Below are 23,814 nucleotides of genomic sequence, written 5' to 3'. Positions count from 1 at the left end.
CTTCTGACTATTCCCCTGGCTACGCATCCACGCGCACCACGCTCGTGCCTTGCCGCCGGTCCAGGAACAGGCTGTTGCCGTGGATTTTCTTCGCCTGCTTCTTCGCTTCCGCCGCCTGCGTGGCAATCTGATGGTGCGTGTAGTACTGGTGCGCCTCGACCTTGATGACGCCCAGCGATAGGCTGATCAACGAGTAAAACACTTTCTTGCCTTGCCGGTCTTCGCTGATGTAGCCGCCCCGTTCGCAGTCGCCCGTGCTGTAATAGGCGAGGATGGCGGCGGCAAAGCGCTCCAGTATGGCCTGGCAGCGCGTTTCCCAGTCTTCGCTCTGGAACAGGATCATGAAATCGTCGCCGCCGATGTGGCCGATGAAGTCGCGGTTCGGGTCGCAATGGCCGCTGAGGATTTCTCCCGTCAGCTGGATCACGTCGTCGCCCTTGCGATAACCGTACACGTCGTTGAAGGGCTTGAAGTGGTCGAGGTCGCAATAGCAGACCCAGAAGCGGCTGCCACTGTGCAATAAACGGTCGATATGCTCGTTGATGGGCACGTTGCCAGGCAGTTGCGTCAGCGGGTTGGCGTAGCGGGCCGCATTGATCTGCATCTGGGTGATTTCGCGCATCAGGTCGTGTCCCGTGCCCATGCCCAGGTAGCGGCCGTGCTCGGTGATGATGAAACCGTTGAACAGGTGGTGGGCGTCGGACTGCACCATGGTGTAGCTGAGTTCCTGCAAGCTCGTCTCGTGGTCGGCGATCAGGGGCGTGGCATCCATGAACAGGCTGCACGATTTCTTGCCATACAGTTCGCGCTGGTAGGGGCGGGCGAAGTGGTCGATCATCTCGAAGCGGCTGATCAGGCCCAGCGGCACGCCGTCATCGACGACGGGGATGATCATCAGCTTTGGTTCCTTCAGGAAGATATCGTACACCTCGTTATTATTGAGTTGCGGCGAGACGGCCGCCACCTTGTTCAGCAGCTTGCGGATGCTGGCGCCGTTCTTTTCCAGGCTGCTGCGCTGCGGATACACGGCCACGCCGTTGCGTCCCAGCGCCTGCACCACTTCGGCCGGCAGGGCGCGCGCCGGCACGGCATTGGGCCGGCCCAGGTGATAGCCTTGTCCGAAGGCCACGCCCAGGTCGCGCAAGACCAGCAATTCCGTTTGCGCCTCGATCCCTTCGGCGATCACCAGGGTACCCGATTTTTCCGCGATTTCCTGGATCGAGCGCACGAATTGCAGTTTCACGGGGTCATGATTGATGCCCTGGATGAAATGCATGTCGATCTTCACGTATTCCGGGCGCAATTCCGACCACAGGCGCAGGCTGGAAAAGCCTTCGCCCAGGTCGTCGATGGCGATCTGGAAACCCATGTTGCGATAGTGCAGCACCGCTTCGCGCATCAGCTCGTAATCGTAGGTGGGCTGGTTTTCCGTCAGCTCGATGATGACCCGGTCCGGATTGATGCCGATGTGCTCGATGTATTCCAGGGTTTCGCCATGGCGCGCATTGCGCAGCAGCAAGCATTCAGGGCTGACGTTGAGGAACAGTTTTCCGGGCAACTGCAATTCGGCAAAGCGTTCCAGCACCACTTGCCGGCACAGGTGTTCCACTTCCAGGGTCAGGTCATGCGCGCGCGCCACCTTGAACAGATTCATCGGCGCGTGCAGGGGACTGTCGGACGGCCCCCGTATCAAGCCTTCGTAACCGATGATGTCGCCGCTGTGCATGTGGATGATGGGCTGGAACAGGGCGCTGAGCTTGCGGCCTGCCAGGATATCGTGCAAGGCATCCGTTCCTTCGATGGACATGGGGGCAGACGGCGGCTTCAGGTAAGCCACATTCGATGGCATCGCGCCGGGCGGCGCGGCGGTGGTGGAAGGGAGGGCGAGAGTGTGCATAGGAGGATGTGGCGGCACGGCCTCTGGACGGGCCATGAACATGTTACCTATGGTAAGGAAGATTTATGACGGCTTGATGAAACGTATTAGCTTTTGATAATGTTTCTTGCCTGCCCGTCAGTTTGCCGATTCTCGCCAAAAACGCGATTTATCACGGCGATTCGTGCAAATTGCCCAAACAAAAGACGGCAAATTGATCAGATAACTGTGCTTTAAAAGTGGCAATCCGCGCTATGATTTCTCTTGGCGAAAGTCAACATGGGCAGCCGCAGCGTGAGTGTGACCGGCCTGCTTTCTTCGACATCCAACAATGAGACAACAACCCATGCAATTACGTAGTGCAACCCTCATATTCAGCTTGCTGGCCGCTTTCGGTGGCAATGCCCTGGCACAATCCTGCCCGGCCGGCGATGGCGCCACCGTGACGTATCCGGTCAGCAAAAAAGTCGACCAGCAAGACAGCTATTTCGGCACCACCATCGCCGACCCCTATCGCTGGCTGGAAGACGCCAACAGCGCCGAGACGGGCGACTGGGTGGCGGCGCAAAACAAGCTGACGCAGTCGTACCTGGGCACCATCCCCGAGCGCGCCGCGATCAAGCAGCGCCTGACCAAGCTGTGGAACTATGAGCGTTTCTCTACGCCAACGAAGCAGGGCGGCCGCTACTTCTACAGCCGCAACGACGGCTTGCAGAACCAGGCCGTGCTGTACACGGTGAAAAAACTGACGGACGAGCCGCGTCTGCTGCTCGACCCGAACACCCTGTCCACCGATGGCACGGTGGCGCTGGCCGGCACTTCGATCAGCCCGAACGGCAAGTACCTGGCGTATGCCACCTCCGCCTCCGGTTCCGACTGGAACGAGTGGAAAGTACGCGACATCGAATCGGGCAAGGATTTGACGGACCACATCAAGTGGGCCAAGTTCTCGGGCGCCTCATGGACCAAGGACAACAAGGGATTCTTCTACAGCCGCTATGACGCGCCGAACGAAGCAACCAAGCTGGCCGATATCAATTACTTCCAGAAATTGTATTTCCACAAGATCGGCACGCCGCAAAGCGACGACGTGCTGGTCTTCGACCGTCCCGACCAGAAGGAATGGGCCTTTGGCGGCAGCACCGTCAGCGACGACGGCAATTATTTGATCATCACGGCCACGCAGGGCACGGAACGCAAGAACCGCGTCTTCTACAAGGATTTGCGCCAGAAGAACGCCAAGGTCGTGGGCTTGCTGGAAGCGTTCGACGCGTCCTACTCGTTCATCGACAATGACGGCCCCGTATTCTTCTTCAAGACGGACAACAAGGCGCCAAAATCGCGCGTGATCGCCATCGATACGCGCAAACCTGCGCCTGCCGACTGGAAAGAGATCGTACCGCAAAGCGCGGAAACCCTGGTTGCCGTCAACCTGATCAACAACCAGCTGGTGCTCGACTACTTGAAAGATGCGCAAACGCAAATCAAGATCGTCGGCCTGAACGGCAAGCTGGTGCGCGAAGTGGCCTTGCCGGGCATCGGTTCGGCCGGCGGCTTTGCCGGTAAACGTGGCGACACGGAAACGTTCTATTCGTTTACCAGTTTTACGACGCCGGCGACCATCTACCGCTACGACATGAAATCGGGCAAGAGCAGCGTGTACCGCCAGCCGAAGGTCGATTTCGACCCGAACGCCTTTGAAACGCGCCAGCAATTCTTCACCAGCCGCGATGGCACCAAGGTGCCGATGTTCATCGTCTCGAAAAAAGGCATGAAGCTCGACGGCTCCAACCCGACCTATCTGTACGGCTATGGCGGCTTCAATATTTCGCTCACTCCTAGCTTCTCCGTGGCGAATCTTGCCTGGGTGGAAATGGGCGGCGTCTACGTGATGGCCAACCTGCGCGGCGGCGGCGAATACGGCGAAGCCTGGCACCAGGCTGGCACCAAGCTGAACAAGCAAAACGTGTTCGACGATTTCATCGGCGCGGCACAGTGGCTGGTGGATAACAAGGTCACCTCGCCATCGAAACTGGCGATCGGCGGTGGCAGCAATGGCGGCCTGCTGGTGGGCGCGGCCATGACGCAGCGTCCGGACCTGTTCGCGGCAGCGATTCCGCAAGTGGGCGTGCTCGACATGTTGCGCTTCCACAAGTTCACCGTGGGCTGGGGCTGGGTGCCTGACTACGGTTCGTCGGACGACGCCGAGCAATTCAAGGCGCTGGTGAAATACTCGCCGCTGCACAACCTGAAGGCGGGCGGCTGCTATCCAGCCACCATGATCACCACGGCCGACCATGACGACCGCGTCGTGCCCGCCCACAGCTTCAAGTTCGCCGCCGCCGCTCAGGCAGCGCAAGGCGGCGCGGCACCCGTGCTGATCCGCATCGACAGCAAGGCGGGCCATGGCGCCGGCAAGCCGACGACCAAGCAGATCGAGGAAGTGGCCGATCGCTGGGGCTTCCTCAGCCGTTCGTTGAAGATGACGCCAGTCGCGGCACCGGAGCCGGCCAAGGTGGCGGCGCAGTAATCTCGCCGTAACCTTTTAACCCGAAGCAGAAACCGGGGTCGTACCCTCAGGGTACGACCCCGGTATTTGCATTGGGGCTATCCTCACCAGCACCCCTTCCCCAAACACCGCCTGAAATGGCAAATCCTTGCGCTGCGCATAGCCGATATAGCAGTCGCACTTGAAGCGCGGGCAGGCGCGCTCCTGCAGCATGTCCGCCAGGTCATCCACGTACAGATTCCCCAGCCGCTCGGGCACGAAGTGGCAGCGCGCCAGTTCGCCATCGCCATCGACGGACAGCGACGCTTCGCCCGCCTGGCACGGCTTGCCGCGCGAGGGAGACGGACGCCGGTTTTGCGCGAACCACGGGTCGACGGCGTCCAGCCAGGCCAGGTCTTCCACTGTGTAGTAGCCGGGGCCGCGCCGGTCGTACGCGTTCAGCCACAGGTAGATGTGGGCCGGCAGGGCCGCGCGCAGGGCGCGGATGGCATCCAGGTGTTCAGTCATCGCCACGACGCCGACGGAATAGCGCACGCCCATGGCGTCCAGGCGCGCGCAGCGTGCGAGAAAGCGGGCCAGGGTCGTCTGGTCCGGGTGGTAGGTGCACCACAGGCCGATCTTGTCCAGCCCGTCCATGTTCTCCAGCCAGATCAATGGGCCGGACAGATTCGTTTGCAGCGCCACCTGGCGCACGTGCGGCAAGGCTGCCAGGGTTTGCATGGCCGCGCGGTAGTGGCGCCGCACCAGCGCTTCGCCCCAGGGCGTGAACAGCACACTGATGTTCCGATCCTGCGCCGCCACCCAGTCCGTAAAACGCGCCACTTCGCGCGCGTCGCGGGTCAGCGCGGCGCGGCTGTCGCGCTTCTTGGCGAACGGGCAGTAGCCGCAGGCGTAATTGCAACTCGATAGCGTGCTGCGGTACAGCAGGGATAGCGTTGCTGCTTGCGCTGTCAGCACGCCTGGCCGCCTTCGGCCATCAGCGCGCGCACCGTATCGGAGGCCAGCCAGGGGCCGATGGTGTCGGCGTAGCTGTAGCCCCGGTCGTTCAGGCGCAGCAACGGGCCATCCTCTTGCACCAATTCCAGCGCGTGCAGCTCGGCCAGCTGCGGCAAGTCTGCTTCGCAGCGAGAGCCGAAGCGCGCCGCGTAGGCGTCGCGGTCCAGGCCCGGCTCGGTCAGCAGCGACTGGATCACGTAGCGCCGGCGCTGTTCTTCGTCATCGAGCTGGTAGCCGTGTTCGGCCTGCGCGAAGCGCGCTGCATCGAGCGCCAGGTAGTTGTCGATGATGTTGATGGTGTCCGTGCGCGCCACTGCGTACTCGCTGGAGTAGTGCAGGCGCGAAGTGTAGGAGCGGGCGCCCGCGCCCAGGCCCAGCATGCCGTCATTCTGGCAGCAGTACGAGGGACCGTTCTGTTCCGGCGCATGCGGGGCGCGGAACATGCGCATCGAGACCTGCTCATAGCCCTGCGCGCGCAAATGGTCGCGCGCGGCCGCGTACAGGACCAGGCGGCTGTCGCCATCCTGCGCCAGCATGATGGGATTGAGCGATTGCGCGCCCTGGCGGCGCGCCACTTTTCCAAGACCCGTCTGCTCGCGCACGTACAGCGGATACAGATAGATTTCCTCGGGCGCAAACGTCAGCGCGCTGTCGATGGAAGCGAGCAGGCTGGCCACGGTTTGCCCCGCGATGCCGTAGATCAGGTCCAGGTTCAGGGTGGGAAAGCCGGCAGCGCGTATCAGGCCGATGGCGTGATGGACGGTGGCGTTTTGCTGGGGCCGCGCCAGTGCGCGCATCTCGCCGGAGGCAAAGCTCTGGATGCCCAGGCTGACCCGGTCGATGCCATGCGCACGGCAGACGGTCAGGCGCTCCGCCGTGATGGTTTCGGGCGACGCCTCGATGCCGGCCGGCGTGGTTTGCAGGTCGATGCCGAGGATGTCGCGCGCGCCGCACAGCAAGGTGTCCAGCTGCGCGGGCGACAGATAGGTGGGCGTGCCGCCGCCCAGCGCGAAGCGGGCGAAGCGCCGTTCGCCCAGCGCGCCGGCCAGGGCGCGCATCTGCACCAGCACTTGCCGCACATAGCGCTCCACCATGTCTGCGCTTGGACGGGCCATGGCGAACAGGTTGCAAAAGCCGCAGCGCATTTCGCAAAACGGAATATGGATATACGCGAACAGGGCGGAGCGGTCTTGCTGCGCCCACAGGGGCGCCAGCGGCGCCGCCTGCGGCAAGGCGCGGTAGGCCGCCTTGTGCGGATACGAATAGGAATACGCCTGGTAGGGCGTGTGGCGCATGCGCTGCGCCAGGGTGCCAGGTTGTTCGGCTGGGTTCACGGTGGAGATTCCTTGGGAGGTGTATCGGTATCGGGGGCGATGAAGAAGTGCGCATACGGCACGTTCCACACGCTGTCATGGGCCACTCTATGGCCCCGGTAGCCGTCTTCGCCATACGCGCTGCCGTGATCCGAGCAGACGATGGCAAACGTGGGCGCGCGCGCGGCGCAGGCGGCAAACAATGGCGCCAGCGCGCTGTCGACATAGCGCAGGGCCGCCGCATGGCTGTCCAGGTTATCTGCGCGGCAGCCGGGCAGGTAGGCGCGGTTCGGCGTGTGCAGGGCGGCCACGTTGATGAATAAAAAGGTGCGTTGCGCGCCGTCCGCCAGGCGGGCTATGGCCAGCGCCACCTGCTTTTGCGTCGAGTGGCGGCTGGCCACGCCCATGCCCGCGCTCCAGTGGCTTTCCTGGAACAGCGACGGCAGCACGCAGCCCAGCGCCGTCTGTTTATTAAAGAAGCCCACGCCGCCGATGCAGATGGTGCGGTAGCCGCGCGCGGCCAGCGCGGCGGGCAGATCCGCTTGCTCGAACGCGAACGTGTGCGGCGACGTGGTTTCGCTGCCCGCGAAGGCGGAAGCGAACAGGCGCGGGTGGCGGCCCGGCGCGGCCGGCGTGGGCAAAAATCCGGCGAAGAAGGCCTGGTGCGCCGCATACGTGAACGTGGCGGGCGAGTGGCGCTGTTCCCAGCCGCCCGGTGGTAAAAAACGTCCCAGCACGGGCAGTTCGCCCGCCTGGTACAGCGCTTGCGCCACGTCAAAGCGCAGGGTGTCGAGCGTGAGGAAGACGATGTCGTGGCTGCCGACGATGGCGTGCATGTCGGGGATGGCTGGTGTTTCTTTAAGCATGGACCAGTTGCGCCGTGTAAGTATCAATGCCTTGCCAGAGAAGGCCGGGCAGCAGGTCGCCGAAGGCGTTCGCTTCCAGCACGCGGGCCTGACCGTGGCGCACCACGAGGTCGTAGCCCGTCACGTGGCTGGCGGGGAAGGCGCGCGCGGCCAGGGCGGCGGTTTGCTCCAGCGCGGCCAGGTCGGCTGCGTTCAAGAGGCCGGCCGCGGCGCCGCGCCGGTTGTCGAGGTGCAGATTGGTCATCATCCGGTTGCCGATGCGCGCCACGCGGTGCGCGGGCTGGCCGGCCAGGGTCACGACGCGCAGGTCGTAATGGCTGTCGCCGCAGCGCGGCTTGTTCAGCCACGCTTCCGCATACAGCTGTTGCGCGGCCAGCGCGTCGACGAGGGCCGCGATGTCGTGTTCGGATTCGTAGCTCGCCATGCGCTTGACGTTGAACAGACGCGCCGCGCCGTCCCCATGCTGCAAGGCGGCCGAGGTGGTGGCTTGCTGGCGGCCAGTCTTGTTCCTGCGGTAGGCGATGACGCCGGACGCGGACGAGCCGTAGCGCGGTTTCAGGTACACGCGGTCAATGTCATGCGCATGCAGCAGCGACTGCAGATGCTCGTAGCCGTGCACAGGGCCGAGCAAGGCAGGTATGGGCACGCCGTGCGTCTCCAGGTGGCGCTGGCAGGCCAGTTTGTCCGTCATGAGGCTGATTTCGCCAGGCGCATTGACCACGCGCGCCTGCGGTAAATCAGCCAGTTGCGCCGTCAGGGATGCCATGGCCGACGTAAAACCGGCAAACCAGGCATCCATGGCCAGCAGCTCGCCGTGATCGGGCACGCGCACGGGAGCGCGGCCCAGCAAGCGGCAGCCCGCCTGCAGCAAGAGCAAATGTGCGGCAGGATCGTCGCCGGGCGGTTCGATTTTTAGTATGCCTGGCTGGCGTAATACGTGCTCCAGCAGCGCCGGTTGCGCCAGCCAGTCGCGCCATTCCAGCACTTGCGCGGGCGGCAGGCGCAGTTGCGCGCGCGCCGCCTGCATCAGGCGCACGCGCTTGCTGCCTTGTGTCGCCAGCAGGGTGAGAGGCATCAGCAAAGGATAAAACTCCGCCTATTCGCCAACAGCCACGTAGCGGTAGCTTTCGCCGTCGTCTTCGTCGGCTTCCTGCGGGTCGTCCAGCACCACCTCGAAGGGCAGCGCCTTCAGTTTCGCCTGGTTTTCCTCGGAAATGTAATGGTGCGACAGGTCCAGGCGCTTCAACTTGCCCAGCTGCGTGTGATTGAGTATGGCCACGGCGCCCAGGTCGCCGATGGTGCCCAGCGACAGGTCGAGCGTGTCGAGCTGCGCCACCAGCGGTTCTTCCGCCAGCCAGACGGCCAGGTCGTCTGCGATCTCCGCGTCGCGCAAGCCCAGGTAGCGCAGGGTCGGCACGGTCAGCTGCGCCAGCACCTTGCGGTACAGGTCCACGTCGCCCGAGAAACCATAGTCGTCCGTGCCCAGCCACAGTTCCAGGTGTTCCAGCTGCGGCATGCTCGATTGCGCCAGCGCCTCGGCGATTTTTTGATCGAGGCCGCCCGCTTCGATGGTGAAGCGACGCAGGTGCTGGTGGGCGAACGGTTCGATGACGAGCTCATTGCCGCCGCGGATGCGCAGTTCTTCCAGCAGCGGGAAGGCGTCCAGCAGGGGCTTGTAGCTGCCTTGCACGATCCACGAGATTTCGCATTCCTCGTATGTCATGTCGCCGATGAACAGGGCGCGCAAGTTGGGCAGCTGTGGCGCCTGGGCGATCAGCGCGGCCATCACTTCGTCGGCGCCCGATTCGTACGGGTCGCCCCACATGCCGATGATCAGCGCGTCAAGTGTGTTCTTGTCCGCCTTGTCGAGGAAGCCGGCGATCAGCTCCTCCATCTTGCGCTCGTCGTCATACTCGAGCGACAAACGGTAGACGATGCCGGGTGATGCGTCGAAGGGCAAGTCAGGGTCGTACTGGACGACTTGCTTGTTGTGGAAGGTGGTGGTGCTGTCGGAAATGGTCATCGCTGTGGCTCCGTGTAGGCGGTGGAGGCCTGGGTGCCGCGCGCGGTGTGGCGGAGGGACGAGCCGGGATGTGCCGCGACGCTCTGCGAAGACATCCAGGCCTGGAAATCTTGTCTATTCTAAAATCTTAGCATGAGGAAAGGGGCTTATTGCGCACTGGAGAATGCAGTGCCTGACTTGAACCCCACTGCCGCCGGGGTCGTACCCTGAGGGTACGACCCCAGTTCTTGCCCTTGGGCTTATTACCTGTGTATGACCACCAGCAGCGCCTTGCCCTCGGTTTTTCCAAGATTGCGGATGGTATGCGGCTGGTCCGCCGGATAGCGCGCCGTGCCGCCATTCTTGACCTTTTTCTTCGCCGTGCCCACTTCCAACTCCAGGTTACCGTGGATCACCGTCAAATGCTCGGTGGTGCCTGGATCGTGCGGCTGCGACGCCAGTTCGCCGCCCGGCGCCAGGGTCACTTCATACCATTCATATTTACCCGCCAGTTCCATCGGTCCCAGGATGCGCAGCACGTAGCCCGCATGGTCGCCGGGCAGGGTGGGGGTTTCATGGGCGTCCGTGATGCGGATGGTTTCCACGGCCTTTTCCGCGCTGGACAGCAATTCGCCGATCTGCACGCCCAGGGCGTTGGCCAGGCGCCACGTGATGGCGATGGTGGGATTGGCTTTTTCGCGCTCGATTTGCGACAGCATGGACTTCGAGACGCCCGCGATGCGCGACAAATCCTCGAGTGTCAGGCCGCGCGCCAGGCGCAGCCGTTGCAGGGTGGCACCCACTTCAGGGGGAGAATTGGTCGAAACGCTGGTTTTCATCGGCAGGTGGCTTGCAAAGTTCAATAGGCTTGGGTAATATCCACTATATTGAATTTCAGTTCGAAATAGTGGATTTTGAGGAGAAGCACGGAAACGTGTAGACTTCAAACAGCGCTTCACGGTACAGCATATGGCGCGCGCCGGTCAAGCGGCGGCCCATACAGCCAACAGGCATACAACAGGGACACACAAGGATCATCATGAGCGAGCAAGCGAAGAACACCTTTTTCAGCGGTCTGCAACAGAATCTCGATCAACTGCGCCAACAGGGCTTGTACAAGTCCGAGCGCGTGATCGCCTCGCGCCAGGGCGCTGAAGTGGTGTGCGACGATGGCCGTACTCTGATCAATATGTGTGCGAACAACTACCTGGGCCTGTCGGGCGACCTGCAGACGCAGGAAGCGTCCATCGCCGCCACGCAAAAATACGGCTACGGCCTGTCGTCCGTGCGCTTCATCTGCGGCACGCAAACCGTGCACAAGGAACTCGAACAAGCCATTTCCAGCTTCCTGGGCATGGATGACACGATTTTGTACGCGGCCGCCTTCGACGCCAACGGCGGCGTGTTCGAGCCCCTGTTCGACGAAAACGACGCCATCATTTCCGACGCGCTGAACCACGCGTCCATCATCGACGGCATCCGCTTGTGCAAGGCTGGCCGCTACCGCTACCTGCATAACGACATGGCCGACCTGGAAGTGCAACTGCAAGCGGTCGTCGCCGCAGGCAAGCGCCATAAAGTCATCGTCACGGACGGCGTGTTCTCGATGGATGGCACGATTGCGCAACTCGACAAGATCTGTGACCTGGCCGACAAGTACGGCGCGCTGGTGATGATCGACGAGTGCCACGCTTCCGGTTTCATGGGGGCGACGGGCCGCGGCACGCACGAACACCACAATGTGATGGGTCGCATCGACATCATCACGGGCACGCTGGGCAAGGCCCTGGGCGGCGCCATGGGCGGCTTTACCTCGGCGCGCAAGGAAGTCATCGACACGCTGCGCCAGAAATCGCGCCCTTATCTGTTCTCCAACACGCTGGCGCCATCGATCGCCGGCGCATCGCTATCGGTATTGGAACGCCTGGCCAAGTCGACGGAACTGCGCGACCGCCTGCATGAAAACACGGCTTTCTTCCGCAGCGAGATCGAGCGCATCGGCTTTACCATCAAGCCGGGCACCCATCCGGTGGTTCCCGTGATGCTGTTCGACGCTCCCGTGGCGCAGAAGTTTGCCGCCCGCCTGTATGACCTGGGCGTGCTGGTGACGGGCTTCTTCTATCCGGTCGTGCCGATGGGCCAGGCCAGGGTGCGCGTGCAGCTATCCGCCGCCCACACCCGCGAACAGCTGGTGCAAGTGCTGGCCGCCTTCGAGCAGGCCGGCAAGGAACTTGGTCTGCTGACCACCACTATCAACTAACAAGAATTCAGGAAAATAGCATGGAACGCATCTTAGTCATCGGCGCAAACGGCCAAATCGGTAGTGAATTGGTGGGCGCGCTGGCGCAGCAGCATGGCGCGGACAACGTCATCGCCAGCGACATCGGCACGCATAACCTGTACCAGGCCAGGCGCTACGCGCAATTGAATGTGTTGGACAAGGACGGCCTGGCGAAGCTCATCGCCGATGAAGGCATCACCCAGGTGTACCAGCTGGCGGCCATGCTGTCGGCCACGGGCGAAGCGGCGCCGTTGAAGGCGTGGAGCCTGAACATGGATGGTTTGCTCAATATCCTGGAACTGGCGCGCGAGCGGGGCGAGGCGGGCAAACCGCTGCGCATCTTCTGGCCATCGTCGATTGCCGCCTTCGGCCCGAACACGCCGCAAGTGAACACCCCGCAAATGACGGTGATGGACCCGACCTCGATGTACGGTATCAGCAAGCTGGCCGGCGAGCGCCTGTGCGAGTACTACTTCAACAAGTATGGCGTGGACGTGCGCAGCATCCGCTACCCGGGCATCATCAGCTACAAGTCGCCTCCGGGCGGCGGCACCACCGATTACGCGATTGCCATCTTCCACGCGGCCTTGCGCGGCGAGCGCTATGACTGCTTCCTCGATGCGACGACCACCTTGCCGATGATTTACATGCCCGATGCCATCCGCGCCACCATCGAACTGATGGATGCTCCTGTGTCGCAGATCAAGATTCGTTCGTCCTACAATGTGGCCGGCGTGTCGTTCAACCCCGAGCAACTGGCGAAGGCCATCGTGCACATGGTGCCGGACTTCAAGATCAGCTACAAACCGGACAGCCGCCAGGCCATCGCCGACAGCTGGCCGCAAAGCCTGGACGACAGCAAGGCCAGCGCGGACTGGGGCTGGAAGGCGCAGATCGGCATCGAGCAGATGGTCACCGACATGCTGGCCAATGTCGACGTGGGCCATGCCGCCAAGGCAGCCTGAGTCCCACACAAGCATTCATAAAAACATACTAATTAAAGAGACACTACATGGATATGAGCGTATTTGACCTGTTCAAGATCGGCATCGGGCCGTCGAGTTCCCACACGGTGGGGCCGATGGTGGCGGCGCGGCGTTTTCTGGTCGAATACGGTCCGCTGGACCAGGTAGTGGGCGTCGAGGTGGCCCTGTATGGCTCGCTGGCGCTGACGGGCGTGGGCCATGCCACGGACAAGGCCGTCATTCTGGGCTTGATGGGCGAAACGCCGCAAGACGTGGCGCCCGATGCGGTCGACGGCAAGCTGGCCGCCATCGAGGCGGCCGGCGAAATCGCGCTGCTGGGCACGCACGTGGTGCCGTTTACGGCCGCCACGGGCTTGATCTGGCACAAGAGCGAATCCCTGCCCGAGCACCCGAACGGCATGCGTTTTACGCTGAAACTGGCGGACGGCAGCCGCGTCGACAAGGTGTATTACTCGATCGGCGGCGGATTTATCCGCGAGGCAGGCGAAGCGCAGGCGGAAGCGGCGGTGGAATCGGCCGCCAGCGCGCGGGTCGTCTTCCCCTTCGACACCATGCAGCAGTTGCTGGCGCATGGCGTGGAAAGCGGCCTGTCGATCCCGGAAATGCTGCGCGCGAACGAGTGCGTCAAGCGCAGCGAGACGGAACTCAATGAAGGCCTGGACCGCATCTGGCACGTCATGCGCGACTGCATCGCGCACGGCCTGGAAACGACGGGCAACCTGCCGGGCGGCTTGAACGTGAAGCGCCGCGCCGCCAAATTATGGCGTTTGGCGCAGGAAGCGAAGGCGTCGGACAACCGCGCCAACGACTTGCCGCACGACGCCGTGCACCTGGTCAGCCTGTACGCGATGGCCGTCAACGAAGAAAATGCGGCTGGCGGCCGTGTGGTCACTGCCCCGACCAACGGCGCCGCCGGCATCATCCCGGCCGTGCTGCGCTACTACGCGCAGGATTGCCGCCCCAGCGACCCGGTCGGCGGCGTGCGCCGTTTCATGCTGACGGCGGCTGCCATCGGCATGTTGTGCAAACGCAATGCCTCGATCTCGGGCGCCGAAGTGGGTTGCCAGGGCGAAGTGGGTGTGGCCTGCGCCATGGCGGCCGCCGGCCTGGTGGCTGCCCTGGGCGGCACGAATGAACAGATCGAGAACGCGGCCGAAATCGGCATCGAGCACCACCTGGGCATGACCTGCGACCCCATCGGCGGCCTGGTGCAGATTCCCTGCATCGAGCGCAATGGCATGGGCGCCGTGAAAGCGATTACGGCCGCCTCGCTGGCGCTGAAGGGCGACGGCACGCACTTCGTCAGCCTCGACGAAGTCATCGAAACCATGCGCCAGACGGGCGCGGACATGCAGGACAAGTACAAGGAAACGTCCTTGGGCGGGCTGGCCGTGCATGTGATTACCGTCAATCACGCCGCTTGCTGAGCATCAGCCAAATACCCCAACGGCAAGGACTGGGGTCGGACGGGGACGCCGAGTCCCTCAGGGTCCGACCCCGGATTCTGTCTTTGGGGTGGTCTTCACTCCTCCTCAAACAGCTGCTCCAGCCTTCTCGGGTAGTGGTTCAGAAAATCGCGCGTGACAGCATAGTGTTCCGTATCTTCATACGCCACTTCATGGATGCCGCCGCCCGTAAAACTGAGGATTTTCGCGTTCGGGTAGGCCAGCAGGATGGGCGAGTGGGTGGCGATGATCAGCTGCGAGTCGTCCTGCACCAGCTGGTGGATCACCGATAATGCCGCCATCTGGCGGCTGGGCGACAGAGCCGCCTCGGGCTCGTCCAGCAGATACAGTCCCTTGCCCCGCAGCTTGTTGATCAGGGTCGCCATGAACGCTTCGCCGTGCGATTGCGCGTGCAGCGACTTGCCGCCGTAGCTGCCCAGGTACTCGGGCATGTCGTCCATGTAGGTGGCGACATTGAAAAAGCTCTCGGCGCGCAAAAAATAACTGTCATCCGGTTTTTTGTAGCTCTTGCTCAGGCGCAGGTGCGCATGCAAGCCCGATTCCTCGTCCGACGGCAGGGCGATGCGCACATTGCGCGTGCCGCCATCCTTGCCGAAACCCAGTCCCACGGCCAGCGCTTCGAGCATGGTCGATTTGCCGCTGCCATTTTCGCCCACGAAAAACGTCACATCAGGGTGGAAGTCCATGTGCACGAAGTCGCGGATGGCGGGGATGGTGAACGGATAGTGGTCCAGGTCGACGACGGCGTCGTGGCGCAGCGCGGCGCTTTGCAGATACGGTTTTTTACTCAGCGACATGGCCGGTTCCATGAATGGCCCGGAAGCGGGCCGACAAACACCAGTGTGGCGCAAATCAGGCGCATGCGCCAGCACGGGCGCCTGATTTTTTGACTTAAGGCTCGCGCATGCAATCGCCGAAGTACTCGTGGTAGAAGGCGGTAGGCCTGTTATCCTTGTCGAGCAGGCCGAAATGACGGCCGACCTGGCGTCCGACCGTCATCAGGGTGCCGGCAGCACTTTTCGTTCCCGCATAGCCTTTTTTCAGCAGCCAGGCTGTGCGCACCGGAGCCGGCATATCGGCTGTGCGTCCGACCAGCAGGGCGTCGACCAGGCAGATTTGTTCCCGCTCGGCGCTTTCTACAAAAGGCTGCGTACTGGCCACCGCGGCATACAGCCCGCTCTTGCCACCGGCCAAAACGTCATTCAGACGCTCTTCGTTACTGCCAAATAGGTCAAATTCGCTTTCTGAATATGGAAAACAGTAGGCATAGGCTGTTTTCAGCGCGGCACCCTGAGTCCTGATATACCACTGGGCAAAAGTGGCAAGATCGTCTTTTTCCTTGCCACGGCGGAACTGTGCGTACAGGGGGAGGACTTTTTCAAAGGAACAGCCAGTTGGCACCCAGCCAAATTGCGGCACCTCGTCTTCCTCGACCGGCGCTGCGACGGCTACCGCTTCCGGGACGCGTGTCGCAGCAAAACACCGCAAGTCATACCCCAGCATGAACAAACACGCTTCGAAGGCATGGCAGCGGGCGGCCATGTCGGCGCTGTCCGCCTTGAACCAGTCGCACTGTTCCAGCACGGCGCGCAGGATCCAGCCCAGCCTGACCTGCCATTGCGCCCAGTCCTGGCACGACACGGCCTTGCCAAAGAATTGCGGTGCGCCGGCAAAGCCGCTGTCGATTCCCTTGGGATTGCGGATTTGCTTGCCACGCGCGGCGCCCGAGGGGAAGGCCAGCCAGTGTTTTTTTGCCAGCTTCTTGCCCGCCTGGCTGCGGCATTGCGCGTACAGCATGGCCATCGCCGCGCCCACGCGGCTGTCGTAGATGGGCGAGCCGCTGTCATCAAACAGGGCGTGGATCTTGGTCAGGCCCGCATCGAAGCGCTCCACGCTATCCGTATCGAGCGCATCGAGCGAAGCGTCCGAGTCGAGTGACATCAATGGCGCCAGGCGCGTGAAATAGGTGACCAGGCGGCCTTGCGCGTGCAGGCGCTTGAGGAAGACGACGGCGCCGCGCACGCCGCCCCATTCGAGGATGGCCAGGCAGGCCGCCAGCGCCTGGTCTTCATCTTGCCGCGCGATGGCGGTCTTCAGCCAGTTGCGCAGCACGGCCAGCGAGGCGCGCGTCTCGTGCCAGTTGCCCGAGACGACAGCCTTGCCTTGCGCATCGGTCCATCGCGTGCTCCACACATAGTGGCCCAGCACCGCTTCCAGGCCCGTCGCCTGCACGTCCAGGCCGCCCGGCACGAAGCGGCTGCGCGCCATCTTCAGGTGAAAGGGCTTGACCGGCAGTTCGGCCGCCAGCCAGTCGATAAAGCCCCGTACATCGTCCTGCTTGAGAAAATCGTCACGCTTCATGTGGTATTCCTGTTCATTGCTGTGTTGAAAAAACGGGGGGCGGAGGCGGGCCTACAGGTCTTGCGCCCAGCGGTCCCAGAAGCCGGGTTCGTCATGGGCCGCGTTCTGCATGGCGAGATCGAGGGTGAGCAGGTAGAAGCGCACGCCCGCATGGTGCATGCTGCCGTCCGCATGCTCGAGGTAGTCCCGCAGCTGGCAATACGCGGGCAGCGTTTCGTCATACGGCAGCTCGAAGCAGATCTGGCCGCGCCACGACGAAAAGCCCGACAGTTCGGCGTAGGGACCGCAAGGCTGCCAGGCGATCGCCTGCGCGTCAAACCAGTCGAGCATACTGCTGCGCACGGCATCGTCGTCATGGCGGTAGAGGCGCGACTCTTCGTGGCTTTTTGGGTGGAACTCCAGGTACAGCACGGCACGCTGCCGCTGGCGTGCGATCGCGTCGATATGGTCGATGAGCTGTGGCATGGTCGTCGTGGGCGGGCTGGGGCGCCCGCGTAGTCTGGAAAGCGGCCATGATACAGTTGCCGTGCGACAAGGTGTGTCGTTTGACAACAGACGCCCCCCGGGCCGGGCGGGTGGCGCCCGGCCAAACGCGACGGATTCGCCTTGGGGAGCGGCTGGCACTATAATATCCGCTGCCATTCATGATCAACCGCACTCAGCTCAACTGGACTCTTCAAATCTATGCATTACGTGTCTACCCGCGCTGATACAGCGCCATCGCAGTCGCAACAGTCATCTTTGCAGCAATTCTCCGACATCCTCCTGGGCGGCCTGGCCCCCGATGGCGGACTGTATCTCCCTGAACACTACCCGCAAGTCACTGGTGCCGAGCTCAACGCCTGGCGCACATTGTCGTATGCCGACCTGGCATTCGAAATCCTGAAGAAGTTCGCCACCGATATCCCGGCCGCGGACCTGAAGGCATTGACGGCGAAAACCTATACCAAGGCAGTCTACAAGAATGCCCGCGCCGGCGAAAACGCGGCCGACATCACGCCGCTGCGCGTGCTCGAAGAAAACGTCGTCAAGGGCGGATCGACCACCCTGATGCTGCAGGCGCTGTCGAACGGCCCGACCCTGGCCTTCAAGGACATGGCCATGCAGTTGCTGGGCAACCTGTTCGAATACACCCTGGCCAAGACGGGCGCCGAGCTCAATATCTTCGGCGCCACCTCGGGCGACACGGGCAGCGCGGCCGAATACGCGATGCGCGGCAAGAAGGGCATCCGCGTCTTCATGCTGTCACCGCACAAGAAAATGAGCGCCTTCCAGACGGCGCAGATGTTCAGCCTGCAAGACCCGAACATTGTTAACATCGCCGTCGAAGGCGTGTTCGACGATTGCCAGGATATGGTGAAAGCCGTGTCGAACGACTTGCCGTTCAAGGCGAAGCAGAAGATCGGCACCGTCAATTCCATCAACTGGGCGCGTGTCGTGGCGCAGGTGGTGTACTACTTCCGCGGCTATCTGGCGGCCACCACCAGCAACGAGCAAAAAGTGTCGTTCACGGTGCCATCTGGTAATTTTGGCAATATCTGCGCCGGCCATATCGCCCGCATGATGGGCTTGCCGATCTCGAAACTGGTGGCGGCGACGAATGAAAATGACGTGCTCGACGAATTCTTCCGCACGGGCGTCTACCGCGTGCGCAAGTCGGCCGAGACGTATCACACGAGCAGCCCATCGATGGATATCTCGAAAGCGTCGAACTTCGAGCGCTTCGTGTATGACCTGGTGGGCCGCGACAGCGAGCGTGTACGCGCCCTGTTCACGAAAGTGGAAACGCATGGCGGCTTTGATTTGTCCGGCAAGCCTGGCAGCGACGGCGACGAATTCAAGCTGGTGGTCAAGTATGGCTTCAAGTCGGGCAAGTCCACGCACCAGGACCGCCTCGACACCATCCGCGACGTGGCCGACGACTACGGCATCACCATCGACACGCATACGGCCGACGGCATCAAGGTGGCGCGCGAGCACCTGGAGCCGAATGTGCCGATGATCGTGCTGGAAACGGCGCTGGCGGCCAAGTTCAACGAAACCATCCTGGAAGCGCTGGGCGTGGACGCCGAGCGCCCGGCCGGCTTCGAGAACATCGAAGACTTGCCGCAAAAGTTCGTCGTGATGGATGCCGACGTGGAAAAGATGAAGGCGTATATCGCCGCCAATACGGGCTTGTGATGAGCGGGCCTGTGATGAGCGATCCGGCTGCACCACGCAAACCCATGCTGTCGGTGGCCGAGGCGCAAGCCTTCATGCTGGGCGCGGCGCGTCCGGTGGCCGAAGTGGAGCTGGTCGATACCATGCGCGCCAACGGCCGCATACTGGCCACGGCGCAGACGTCGACCCTGAACGTGCCCGAGCGCGACAACACGCAGATGGACGGCTATGCCGTGTGCGCGCGCGATTGCGCCAGCGGCGCGGCCAGCCTGCCCGTGTCGCAGCGCATCGCGGCCGGCCACGTGGGCCAGCCATTGCAGCCGGGGACGGCGGCGCGCATCTTTACCGGCGCGCTGCTGCCCGACGGCGCCGATTGTGTGGTGATGCAGGAGCAGTGCACCTTGCTTGACGGCGTGGTGACGGTGAACCACGTACCGCATGCGGGCGAATGGGTGCGCCGCCAGGGCGAGGATATCCGCGCCGGCGGCGTCATCCTCGGTGCGGGCAGGCGTTTGCGCAGCCAGGAAATGGGCCTGGCCGCCTCCGTGGGCCTGGCGCAGGTACCCGTGCTGCGCAAGCTGCGCGTCGCCGTGTTTTTCACGGGTGACGAGCTGGCCATGCCCGGTGAACCTTTGGCGCCGGGTGCCGTCTACAACTCGAACCGGTTTACCCTGCGGGGACTGCTGGAAAATTTGGGTTGCGACATCACGGACCTGGGCATCGTGCCAGACAGCCTGGAAGCGACAAAAGCCGTGCTGCGCCAGGCGGCCCAGGGCAATGACCTGATCATCACCTCGGGCGGCGTGTCCGTGGGCGAGGAAGACCATATCAAGCCGGCCGTGGAAGCGGAAGGGCGGCTGAACATGTGGCAGATCGCCGTCAAGCCGGGTAAACCGCTGGCGTTTGGCGAAGTGCAGGAGGCGTTCTTTGTCGGCTTGCCCGGCAATCCCGTCTCCAGCTTCGTCACCTTCCTGCTGTTCGTGCGCCCGTTTATTTTGCGCCTGCAAGGCGTGGCGGGCAATCTGGCGCCGCGCAGCTACAAGCTGCCGGCCGCGTTTGAACGCCTGAAGGCGGACAAGCGCAACGAGTTTTTACGCGCCAAGGTCAATGAGGACGGCGAACTGGAACTGTTCGCCAACCAGAGTTCGGGCGTGCTGACGTCCACCGTGTGGGGCGACGGCTTGATCGATTGCCCGCCGGGGCTGTCGATTGCGCGCGGCGACATGCTGCGTTTTATCCCGTTTAACGAATTGCTGTACTAAGGAAGTATCGATGAAGATCAATCTGCGATTTTTCGCCAGCGTGCGCGAGCTGGTGGGCACGGGCCAGGAAGTGCTGGAAGTGGCCGTGCCGCTGACGGTGGGCGAGGTGAGAACCCTGCTGATCGCCCGCGGCGGCAACTGGGAATACGCGCTGGCGCAGGGGCGTGCGCTGCGCATGGCGCATAATCAGGTGATGTGCGATGCCGATACCGTGATTGCGGAAGGCGACGAGGTGGCATTCTTCCCACCCGTGACGGGAGGCTGATCCCGCTTCCCAGTGAGACGGCCACTTCATCGAAGTGGCCGTTTTTTCATGACGACTTGGTTTTTGCTTTGTCCCCGCTGCACGTGGCGCAGGCGATGGCTTTCTTGTGGCGCCAGTACTTCGAGCCGATGAAGATGGCCGACGCCACCAGCGACCAGGCCAGCGCGCTGAGGATGTCGGCGTTGCTGGTGGTGCCCTTGCTGTACTCGACCACCGTCAGGATGATGAATAAAATCGAACTGGCCAGCAAATAACGGGAAATCCAGAATCCTGCACCCATGTGTTTCTCCTCTTGTCGTCTGGTTGTCTGGTGAAGTCAAAGTACTGATCGCGACAGCATGTCCGCGCAGTATGCATCATTTTTCGGCATTCTTGCCATCCCCGGGCCTTATCTCGACTAAAATGCCGGGGTTTTCACCGTCTTTCCAGCTTGCCATGACCCATTCCAGTTCCCCTCCGTTTCACATCGCCGTCATCGGCGGCGGCCCCGCCGGCCTGATGGCCGCCCAGGCGGCTGCCGACCAGGGGGCGCAGGTGGAATTGTTCGACGCCATGCCGTCCGTCGGCCGCAAATTCCTGCTGGCGGGACGCGGCGGCATGAATATCACGCACGCGGAAGGCTACCAGGCCTTCGTCTCGCGCTACGCCAGGCAGGCGCACCGGGTGAAACCGGCGCTGGACCAGTTCGGCCCGCAGAAGGTGCGCGACTGGGTGCACGGCCTGGGCGTCGATACCTTCGTCGGTTCCTCGAACCGCGTCTTTCCGACCGATATGAAGGCCGCGCCTTTGCTGCGCGCCTGGCTGCACCGCTTGCGCGAAGCGGGCGTGCAATTCCACATGCGCCACCGCTGGACGGGCTGGCAGGACGGTCAGCTGGCCTTTGCCACGCCGGACGGCGAACGCCTGCGCTCCTTCGACGCCGTGATCCTGGCGCTCGGCGGCGGCAGCTGGGCGCGCCTCGGTTCCGATGGCGCCTGGGTGCCGTTGCTGCAAGGGCAGGGCGTGACCGTGGCAGCACTGGCGCCGGCCAATTGCGGCTTTGACGTGGACTGGAGCGAACATTTCAGCAGCCGTTACGCGGGCGAGCACCTGGCCACGGTGGCCATCACGGCGCATGACATCGATGGCTTGACGGTCAAGCGCCAGGGGCAGTGTGTCATCACGGCGGGCGGCGTCGAAGGCGGCCTGATTTATGCGCTGTCGGCCGCGCTGCGCGAGCAGATCGCGCGTGACGGCAGCACCACCATCTGGCTGGATCTGGCGCCCGATCATAGTCATGAACGCGTGTTCGAGGAAGTCACGCGCCCGCGTGGCGCCCGTTCCATGTCCAGCCATTTGCAAAGCCGGCTGGGAATAAAAGGCGTGAAATCGGGCTTGCTGCGCGAATGCCTGGGCGCGGCGGACTTTGCCGATGAAGCCAAACTGGCTGCCGCCATCAAGCTGCTGCCCGTCACCTTGCAGCGTCCGCGCCCCATCGATGAAGCCATCAGCAGCGCCGGCGGGGTGGACTTCGACGGCCTCGACGGCAGCATGCTGCGCGCCATGCCGGGCGTGTTTGTCGCCGGTGAAATGCTGGACTGGGAAGCGCCCACGGGTGGCTACCTGCTGACGGCCTGCCTGGCGCAAGGCAAGGCGGCCGGCGAGCAGGCCGTGGCGTGGCTGGAAGAGAAAGTCAATGCCAGATAATATCGCCTGAGCCACTCTTTTGCGCATCGCGCTGGCGCGGGTTGCCGTGGACGTGGATGTCGCCGCTGCCGCGCAAGGTCAGGTTGGTGGCGTCGCGCACGAAGACGGTGCTCTGGCCCGAGCCTTGCAGGCTGACGCTGGCCTTGTCGGCCGCCAGGTGCTCGGCATCGATATCGCCTGAGCCGCTCAGGTCGGCACGCAGGAATTTCGTGTTGCCGCTGGCGGCGATGCGCCCGGAACCCACCATTTCCAGCACCACGCTGTCGCTGTTGCCGGCATTGATGTCGAGGTCGCCACTGCCGTTGACGGTGGCTTGTACCTGCTTGTAGCGTCCCGTGAAGCTGACGTCGCCCGAACCCGTCAATTCCAGGATGAAACTGTCGCCGGAAAATCCCGTGATCTTGCTGTCGCCGTTGCCGTGCACCTCCAAGCGCGCGAGCGATGGCAGCACCAGTTCCACCTGCAGCGGCTGGCGATGGTGGAACAGCATGCCTTTCGGGCCGATATGCAGGGTGGTGCCGTCAGCGCTGGTCGCGACGTTCGACAGCAAGCGTTGTTCGCCACTCACCTTCATCGATGGCGTGGCACCGCGGCGCAGCACCAGGTCGATGGGGCCGGCCAGGTCGATGCTGTTGATGTTGGCGGAAATCGGGCGCGTTTCGCTGCGCACGGCGCGGCCGGCAGCGCTGCTGGGATTGCTGATTCCCTTGGCGCGCAGCGCCGCATACGACATGGCGATCAGGACCATGGCCAGCAAGAGCATGGACAGGCCAACTTTGAGCAAGCGTTTCATGGCAGCCTTTCTAGTGACCTTTGAGCAGGGAGACATTCATGGCGATGTAGCGCTTGATGCCGATCAAGGTATAGCGCGTGACCACCAGACTGAGCAGGAAGATGGCGATACCGCCGAGCAGCATGCCCACGCCGAAGACGGTTTGCGTGGTGCGCGCATCGCGGTCCATGTCGGTGGAGATGCGGATGCCGCCGCCGGCCAGCGCTTCGGCCCGCTCCATCATGCGCGACGAAACGCCCGGCCTCTGGGGTTCGGCCGGTTCACTCTGCAAGGGACCGGGCACGTGGTCGATTTCGATGCCCGTGTCGCCAATGGTGATGCGCGTTTCGCGCCGCTCGCCGCCTTCGCCGCCGTCATCGTCATGGATGAAGACGTGGCGCAAGGGGCCGTCGAGCACCAGTTCGTTGGCACCGGACAAGCCGCTGGCCGTGATGGCGATGCCAGCCAGGTAAAAGCTCAGGCCGACGGCATACAGGGCGGCCAGCAGGGCCGCGTACACGGCGGCAGGCACGACCATGAACAGGTTGAAGATGGTCAGACCCACCAGCGAGACGAGCAGGCGCAGCAGGTTGACGGGGGTTTTCTTTTGCTCGAAAGCCTGGCGGTGGGTGCTGCTGCGCAAGGTGAGGGCGATTTTTTTCGGCTCGCCCAGGTCGTCGGCGATCTCGTGCTCGCTGCGGCCGGCCGCCGCGCCTTCGATGAAGGTCTGTTCGTAATAATCGAGGGTCTTGGCCACCAGGTCCGGCGGCAAGCCTGCCAGCGCGCGCCGCAGTGCGTCGAGATAATCTTGCTTGTTCATCATATTCTTCCTGTCCGCCGCGTCAGCCCATGGCCGGCAGCAACATGCTAGCCTGGCTCAGCAGCAATGGCGCTTGCGGCGCCTGCTGTACCTGAATGACGATCAGGGTGGCCAGCGCCACACAAGCGAGCAGCGCCACGGCTTTCAAGCTGTTTTTCAAGTGCAAGGTGGTGTGCATGGTATTCCCCGTGGC

General features: G+C 63.0%; 22 protein-coding genes. 8 read left to right on the top strand and 14 right to left on the bottom strand.

What is annotated here, in order from left to right; translation table 11 throughout:
* Positions 1-19: 19 nt before the first annotated feature.
* Entirely contained in the window at positions 20-1,807 is a 1,788-nt protein-coding gene (locus O0882_RS11320; protein ID WP_289948469.1) for a GGDEF domain-containing protein, read from the bottom strand.
* A 415-nt stretch (positions 1,808-2,222) separates the two neighbouring features.
* On the opposite strand from O0882_RS11320, the gene O0882_RS11315 reads away from it, so the two are divergent.
* Positions 2,223-4,406, top strand: coding sequence for a prolyl oligopeptidase family serine peptidase (locus O0882_RS11315; protein ID WP_289947954.1), 2,184 nt, complete (start codon positions 2,223-2,225; stop codon positions 4,404-4,406).
* A 15-nt stretch (positions 4,407-4,421) separates the two neighbouring features.
* Here O0882_RS11315 and O0882_RS11310 read toward each other — a convergent pair whose 3' ends face one another.
* From O0882_RS11310 to O0882_RS11285, 6 genes are all read right to left on the bottom strand, one after another.
* Positions 4,422-5,342, bottom strand: a complete 921-nt coding sequence (locus O0882_RS11310; RefSeq protein ID WP_289947953.1) for an STM4011 family radical SAM protein — start codon at positions 5,340-5,342, stop codon at positions 4,422-4,424.
* On the bottom strand, positions 5,336-6,715 hold the full coding sequence (locus O0882_RS11305; RefSeq protein WP_289947951.1) for an STM4012 family radical SAM protein: 1,380 nt from the start codon (positions 6,713-6,715) through the stop codon (positions 5,336-5,338). Before O0882_RS11305 ends, O0882_RS11310 begins: the two co-directional genes overlap by 7 nt.
* Positions 6,712-7,560, bottom strand: a complete 849-nt coding sequence (locus O0882_RS11300) for an STM4013/SEN3800 family hydrolase (RefSeq protein WP_289947949.1) — start codon at positions 7,558-7,560, stop codon at positions 6,712-6,714. The genes O0882_RS11305 and O0882_RS11300 overlap by 4 nt, the downstream gene beginning before the upstream one ends.
* Positions 7,553-8,635, bottom strand: a complete 1,083-nt coding sequence (locus tag O0882_RS11295; RefSeq protein ID WP_289948468.1) for an STM4014 family protein — start codon at positions 8,633-8,635, stop codon at positions 7,553-7,555. Before O0882_RS11295 ends, O0882_RS11300 begins: the two co-directional genes overlap by 8 nt.
* Before the next feature lie 21 nt (positions 8,636-8,656).
* A complete protein-coding gene (locus tag O0882_RS11290) occupies positions 8,657-9,583 on the bottom strand; it encodes an STM4015 family protein (RefSeq protein WP_289947947.1) in 927 nt (308 codons plus the stop codon).
* A gap of 242 nt (positions 9,584-9,825) precedes the next feature.
* Positions 9,826-10,401, bottom strand: coding sequence for an XRE family transcriptional regulator (locus O0882_RS11285; RefSeq protein ID WP_034751403.1), 576 nt, complete (start codon positions 10,399-10,401; stop codon positions 9,826-9,828).
* Positions 10,402-10,601: 200 nt separating this feature from the next.
* Here O0882_RS11285 and kbl point away from each other — a divergent pair, with 200 nt between their 5' ends.
* Genes kbl through O0882_RS11270 form a run of 3 tightly spaced genes read left to right on the top strand, consistent with a single transcriptional unit; the run spans position 10,602 to position 14,256 of the window.
* Entirely contained in the window at positions 10,602-11,822 is a 1,221-nt protein-coding gene (gene kbl, locus O0882_RS11280) for a glycine C-acetyltransferase (protein WP_289947943.1), read from the top strand.
* A 20-nt stretch (positions 11,823-11,842) separates the two neighbouring features.
* Positions 11,843-12,808, top strand: coding sequence for an NAD-dependent epimerase/dehydratase family protein (locus O0882_RS11275; protein WP_289947941.1), 966 nt, complete (start codon positions 11,843-11,845; stop codon positions 12,806-12,808).
* Positions 12,809-12,855: 47 nt separating this feature from the next.
* On the top strand, positions 12,856-14,256 hold the full coding sequence (locus tag O0882_RS11270; RefSeq protein WP_289947940.1) for an L-serine ammonia-lyase: 1,401 nt from the start codon (positions 12,856-12,858) through the stop codon (positions 14,254-14,256).
* 95 nt (positions 14,257-14,351) lie between these two features.
* On the opposite strand, the gene O0882_RS11265 is transcribed toward O0882_RS11270, so the two are convergent.
* The 3 genes from O0882_RS11265 to O0882_RS11255 all read right to left on the bottom strand — a co-directional run bounded on the left by O0882_RS11265 (position 14,352) and on the right by O0882_RS11255 (position 17,121).
* The gene (locus O0882_RS11265; protein ID WP_289947938.1) at positions 14,352-15,092 is read right to left on the bottom strand and encodes an AAA family ATPase; all 741 of its coding nucleotides are present in this window, start codon (positions 15,090-15,092) and stop codon (positions 14,352-14,354) included.
* Between the two features lie 94 nt (positions 15,093-15,186).
* On the bottom strand, positions 15,187-16,656 hold the full coding sequence (locus O0882_RS11260; protein ID WP_289947937.1) for a hypothetical protein: 1,470 nt from the start codon (positions 16,654-16,656) through the stop codon (positions 15,187-15,189).
* 51 nt (positions 16,657-16,707) lie between these two features.
* The gene (locus tag O0882_RS11255) at positions 16,708-17,121 is read right to left on the bottom strand and encodes a hypothetical protein (protein WP_289947936.1); all 414 of its coding nucleotides are present in this window, start codon (positions 17,119-17,121) and stop codon (positions 16,708-16,710) included.
* Positions 17,122-17,340: 219 nt separating this feature from the next.
* Here O0882_RS11255 and thrC point away from each other — a divergent pair, with 219 nt between their 5' ends.
* Genes thrC through moaD form a run of 3 tightly spaced genes read left to right on the top strand, consistent with a single transcriptional unit; the run spans position 17,341 to position 20,343 of the window.
* On the top strand, positions 17,341-18,837 hold the full coding sequence (gene thrC / locus O0882_RS11250; protein WP_289947934.1) for a threonine synthase: 1,497 nt from the start codon (positions 17,341-17,343) through the stop codon (positions 18,835-18,837).
* Between the two features lie 14 nt (positions 18,838-18,851).
* Positions 18,852-20,078: a gephyrin-like molybdotransferase Glp gene (glp, locus tag O0882_RS11245; RefSeq protein ID WP_289948467.1), complete on the top strand. Its 1,227-nt coding sequence runs from the start codon at positions 18,852-18,854 to the stop codon at positions 20,076-20,078.
* Between the two features lie 10 nt (positions 20,079-20,088).
* A complete protein-coding gene (moaD, locus tag O0882_RS11240; RefSeq protein WP_289947932.1) occupies positions 20,089-20,343 on the top strand; it encodes a molybdopterin converting factor subunit 1 in 255 nt (84 codons plus the stop codon).
* Positions 20,344-20,389: 46 nt separating this feature from the next.
* On the opposite strand, the gene O0882_RS11235 is transcribed toward moaD, so the two are convergent.
* A complete protein-coding gene (locus O0882_RS11235) occupies positions 20,390-20,623 on the bottom strand; it encodes a hypothetical protein (RefSeq protein WP_071077488.1) in 234 nt (77 codons plus the stop codon).
* A 155-nt stretch (positions 20,624-20,778) separates the two neighbouring features.
* On the opposite strand from O0882_RS11235, the gene O0882_RS11230 reads away from it, so the two are divergent.
* Positions 20,779-22,029, top strand: coding sequence for a TIGR03862 family flavoprotein (locus O0882_RS11230; RefSeq protein WP_289947928.1), 1,251 nt, complete (start codon positions 20,779-20,781; stop codon positions 22,027-22,029).
* Here O0882_RS11230 and O0882_RS11225 read toward each other — a convergent pair.
* The 3 genes from O0882_RS11225 to O0882_RS11215 are packed head-to-tail and all read right to left on the bottom strand — an operon-like array spanning position 22,016 to position 23,799.
* The gene (locus tag O0882_RS11225) at positions 22,016-22,822 is read right to left on the bottom strand and encodes a head GIN domain-containing protein (RefSeq protein ID WP_289947926.1); all 807 of its coding nucleotides are present in this window, start codon (positions 22,820-22,822) and stop codon (positions 22,016-22,018) included. The two genes, O0882_RS11230 and O0882_RS11225, sit on opposite strands and share 14 nt — an antisense overlap.
* 10 nt (positions 22,823-22,832) lie before the next feature.
* A complete protein-coding gene (locus tag O0882_RS11220) occupies positions 22,833-23,624 on the bottom strand; it encodes a DUF1700 domain-containing protein (protein ID WP_289947924.1) in 792 nt (263 codons plus the stop codon).
* Positions 23,625-23,643: 19 nt separating this feature from the next.
* Positions 23,644-23,799: a hypothetical protein gene (locus tag O0882_RS11215; protein WP_289947922.1), complete on the bottom strand. Its 156-nt coding sequence runs from the start codon at positions 23,797-23,799 to the stop codon at positions 23,644-23,646.
* Between the last annotated feature and the right edge of the window lie 15 nt (positions 23,800-23,814).

The sequence above is a fragment of the Janthinobacterium sp. SUN073 genome, assembly GCF_030397665.1.
GTDB lineage: Bacteria > Pseudomonadota > Gammaproteobacteria > Burkholderiales > Burkholderiaceae_D > Janthinobacterium.
Note: the sequence above shows the minus strand (reverse complement) of the source record. Positions and strands in the feature narration are given on the sequence as shown.